Source organism: Dethiothermospora halolimnae, from assembly GCF_037577855.1.
Classification (GTDB): Bacteria; Bacillota; Clostridia; order Tissierellales; family VENL01; genus Dethiothermospora; species Dethiothermospora halolimnae.
In genome coordinates, this window is the sequence record NZ_JBAKFX010000114.1 from 1 (window position 1) to 4,526 (window position 4,526).

Here is a 4,526-nt window from a genome sequence, read left to right on the forward strand (position 1 = left end):
TTTTGCCGCCGACTTCCTTCAGATTCCACCTCACGGTGGACACCCTTGTCTTCAGCTAGCACCTATATCACCTTCGGTGTTCGGGACTTTCACCCTATAGACTGTGTCCATGCTGGGCACACATAAATTGGTAGGGGGATTACGAATCCCCCTACAACGACTTAAAACTACTCAAAGATTATGAATCCCCTTACAACTACTCAAAGATTATGAATCCCTTACAACTACTTAAAGATTACGGATTTCTCAACAATTTGTTATAAAATATGGATTACTCATTTTAAATTAACTTTCAATATAGTGACAACCTAAGCTATTTCGCCTTTTTATACAACTATTTATTATTAAGCTAGCCACCGTGGCCATACTTAATGTTTCTATATAGTCTCTACTATAGTAGAAGTTATTATTTAACCTTTTTAATATATCCTCTATTATAGATTTTGCTTTATAAAGACCTTCTATATTTCTTACTATACCTACATATTCTCCCATGGTTTCTCTTATGGTTTTTCTTATACTTTCTATGTCAAAGTCTATTTTATTATCTGTGGATACAGTCTCTATATCTATATAATTTATATTGTCAACCTTATCAGTATTATTGTTTATATCATCAGCGATTCTTCCTCCAAATACCACACACTCAAGTAAGGAATTACTTGCAAGTCTGTTGGCTCCGTGTACCCCTGTATTTGAACATTCACCGCAGGCATAAAGATTTTCTATATTGGTCTTTCCGTTTTTATCTACTTTTATTCCCCCTATAAAATAATGCTCAACTGGAGTTACAGGTATCAAGTCTTTTTCCATTCTTATACCTTTTTCAAGACACCTTTTATATATAGTGGGAAATCTATTTTGTAAGAAACTCCTATCTCTGTGGGTTATATCAAGTAATACGTAGCCTTTTTTAGTATTTTTTAATTCCTTATATATACTTTGGGCTACAATATCCCTTGGAGCCAATTCCTTATCTATGTGATACTTCTCCATAAATCTATCTCCATAAATGTTTCTAAGGATAGCTCCTTCTCCCCTTACCGCTTCTGAAATTAAAAATTTTTTTCCTTCATCTCTATCGTAAAAGGCTGTGGGATGAAATTGGATAAACTCCATATCCTTAATATTACATCCTATTCTATATGCCATGGCAACTCCATCTCCAGTTGCCACCTTTGAGTTTGTAGTATTATTATAGACTTCACCTATTCCCCCTGTTGCAATAACTACATGTTTTGATATAACTCTAACTATTTTATCGTCCTTTAATACTTTTACCCCCATACAACTATTATCTTTTTTAATAAGATCTATAGCTACTGTATTCTCCCATATATCTATATTTCCCCTTATTCTAGCTTCTTTTTCTAACCTTTTAATAATCTCTCTTCCCGTGGCATCTCCCCCTGCATGGAGAACCCTTCTTTTACTATGCCCACCTTCCATTGTAGTTCTTATCTCTCCATTTTTATCCCTATCAAATTCAACTCCTATTTTTATAAGTTCTTTTATATTTTGGGGTGCATATTTTATTAGTATGTTTAGCATATCCAAGTTATTATATTTTGAACCCGCCTTTAAGGTGTCTTCTATGTGTAATTCATAACTATCTTCTTTTTTTATAGGAGCAGCTATTCCTCCCTGGGCAAGGGAAGAATTATTTTCTTTTATCTCTTCTTTAGATATTAATAATATATTTATATTTTTTTCTATATTTAATGCCGTATAAAGACCTGCTAGACCTGAACCCACTACTATCACATCTGGATTAACATTTAGACTCAAGCTTCCTCACCTCTAACTAAGCTTTAACATTCTATTTAACGAAACCAATGCCTTTTTTCTTATATCTTCATCAACATGAATTTCATGCTTTTCTTCTTTTAATGCTTCTAATACATCAGCGATTCCTGTCTTTTTCATATTATTACAGATAAGACCAGGAGATAATAAGTAAAACTTCTTATTAGGATTATCATTCTTTAACTTCTCCATAACTCCCATTTCTGTCCCTATGATAAACTCATTATTATCTGATTTATTAGCATAGTCTATTATTTGAGATGTACTTCCAACAAAATCTGCAAGTTTAACCACATCTTCATTACATTCTGGATGAACCAATAATATTGCATTTGGTTTTGCTTTCTTTACTTTTAGTACTTCCTCTTCTTGTACCCTATGATGGGTTATACAAAACCCTGGCCATAGTTCTATTTCTTTATCGTTAATTTGATTTTTTATATAACTTCCTAAATTCTTATCGGGAACAAATAATATCCTTTTAGAATCTAGAGTTTTAACTATTTTTAATGCGTTTGATGATGTACAGCACACATCACTCTCTGCCTTAACTTCGGCTGAAGAATTAACATAACAAACTATTGTTGTATCTGGATTCTCTTTTTTATACTCCCTTAGTTTTTCAGCAGTAACCATATCTGCCATGGGACACCCTGCATCTTTAACCGGTAGTAATACCCTTTTATTAGGAGATAATATCTTAGCACTTTCGGCCATAAAATGAACACCACAAAAAACTATTGTGTCACTTTCAGCTTCAGCAGCTGCCTTGCTTAAGGCAAGGGAATCTCCTACTATATCTGCTACTTGCTGGACCTCTGGCACTTGATAATTATGTCCAAGAATTATAGCATTTTTCTCTTTTTTAAGTCTATTTACTTCATCTATAACCCTCTTTATATCCATTTTGATAACTCCTTTAATAAATGTTTTTACAAGTGTCTTGTCACTTGTATGTATAGAGTATAACATTTACATTTATAATTGACAATGCATTTTTATATGAAAGTAAAAGCAACCACATCTGTGGTTGCTTATGAAATAATCTTTCTTCCTCTATCTGGTCCCATTGGTTTATTAGGACCTAGATCTGATAATATATATTTATATATTTCTTCTTCAATTGAAACTCCCCTTTTTTTAATACCTTCATTGCCAAATAATACGTTAAATTCTAATATAAAATATTTATTATATGCATAAACCACATCAAATCCTGCATGGTTTATTCCTAAGGTTTTTGCTATTTTATCTACTAAATTAACCCCTTCTATAGGTATATTTTCATAGCTATAACTTCCTCCCTTAGCTATATTATTATGAAAGCTCCCCTCTTTACCTATTCTCCAATAGGCTGAAACTACTTTGTTTCCAATATAAACTACCCTTAAATCCCTATCTATTGGTAATCTTTCTTGAATATATAGGGTATCATTATTTTCTAGATAAGTTTTTAATTCTTTTCTATCTTTAACTAGAAATACCCCTTCTCCCATTGAATTCTTAACTTCCTTTGCCACAACAGGGTACCCAAATTCCTCTTCTATTATTTCAATAGATGAGTTGTTTTTACCCATTATCTTAGTATATGGTACAGCATCTTTAAATGTCGTCATAAGTCCTCTGGTCATTTCTATTTTGTTGTGACCTAAATGAAAGGTGTTTATATTTGGAAATATTCTTTTCTTTAGTCCATAAACCAGAGAATTTACCTGCCAATACTCTGGAAATAGTATATAGTCTGCCTCTTTTACTTTATCAATCTCTTTAAACATATTTTCTGGCTTTATATATGTTATATTTGGTATTCCCAATGTTCTATATGGATTAAATGATATAAGTTTCATATGACTTCTCCCCTTTATAAAATACAAAACTAAAAATATATTATACCTATAGGGGGAATAAGTCAATAGTTTTTAATCAAAACCATCTCCAAATCCACTATTTATATTATCTCTACCTAACTTCATCATTAAATCCTTTATGGTTTTATTGGTAACGGATTTATATAACTTTTTATATTCTTCTTTCCTTTTGTTCCTATCATTATCACTTTGTAGTATAAATATTCCTTTATATAGTTTAGCTAAATCATTATCTTTACTTTTTAAATAAGATTTAGCATTTTCTATCTTATTGTTGTTTATTGATTTATAAAACTCTTTATACTCCCTTTTATCCATTTTTATATATTTGTTTATATTTTCTTTGTATCCTAGATGATATACAGTAGGCTTTTCATCTTTTAATATCTCTTTTAATTTATCAGTATCATTAGTTAAAATATACATCATAACTAAATCTTCTATATTTGAGGACTCCATTTCATAATATTTTTCATAATACTTAAGTCCACTACTATAATCATTTTTACATAGGTATACATCTCCTATATAACGATAATAATAAGATGTATCCTCTACTAGTCCTTTATATAACTCTATTGCTTTATCATAATTTCCTAAATCAAATTCTATATCTCCAAACATGCCTATTAACTGCTTATCTAAGCCATTATTACCCTCTACAATTTTTAAATATTCTTTAGCCTTTTTATGATCCCTTCCCTTAAGACTACGTCCCCCATCTTCCAGGGCTATCGCATGAAAAATAATTATTAAAATGAAATGGAAAAAATCTCAAAAAGGAATTTTAGATTTTATGTCGAATCTTTAAAATATACAAATAAAATACGAGGAGAGCAGACATGAAATTTG

The 4,526-nt window shown here is 30.8% G+C and carries 4 protein-coding genes; all 4 read right to left on the reverse strand.

Features of this window, described 5'->3' with window-relative positions; all coding sequences use genetic code 11:
• Window positions 1-285 precede the first annotated feature (285 nt).
• The 4 genes from nadB to V6137_RS20595 all read right to left on the reverse strand — a co-directional run bounded on the left by nadB (window position 286) and on the right by V6137_RS20595 (window position 4,298).
• Entirely contained in the window at window positions 286-1,788 is a 1,503-nt protein-coding gene (nadB, locus tag V6137_RS20580; RefSeq protein WP_425449824.1) for an L-aspartate oxidase, read from the reverse strand.
• A 12-nt stretch (window positions 1,789-1,800) separates the two neighbouring features.
• Window positions 1,801-2,712: a quinolinate synthase NadA gene (nadA, locus tag V6137_RS20585; RefSeq protein WP_425449825.1), complete on the reverse strand. Its 912-nt coding sequence runs from the start codon at window positions 2,710-2,712 to the stop codon at window positions 1,801-1,803.
• 128 nt (window positions 2,713-2,840) lie between these two features.
• Complete coding sequence (locus V6137_RS20590; RefSeq protein WP_425449826.1) at window positions 2,841-3,653, reverse strand: ATP-grasp domain-containing protein; 813 nt, start codon at window positions 3,651-3,653, stop codon at window positions 2,841-2,843.
• A gap of 72 nt (window positions 3,654-3,725) precedes the next feature.
• A complete protein-coding gene (locus tag V6137_RS20595) occupies window positions 3,726-4,298 on the reverse strand; it encodes a tetratricopeptide repeat protein (protein ID WP_425449827.1) in 573 nt (190 codons plus the stop codon).
• Window positions 4,299-4,526 lie beyond the last annotated feature (228 nt).

Bases quoted from the DNA above. Each gene is read 5' to 3' on its own strand.
- nadA (WP_425449825.1), bottom strand. From the start codon at position 2,712: ATGGATATAAAGAGGGTTATAGATGAAGTAAATAGACTTAAAAAAGAG.
- V6137_RS20590 (WP_425449826.1), bottom strand. From the start codon at position 3,653: ATGAAACTTATATCATTTAATCCATATAGAACATTGGGAATACCAAAT.
- V6137_RS20595 (WP_425449827.1), bottom strand. From the start codon at position 4,298: ATGTTTGGAGATATAGAATTTGATTTAGGAAATTATGATAAAGCAATA.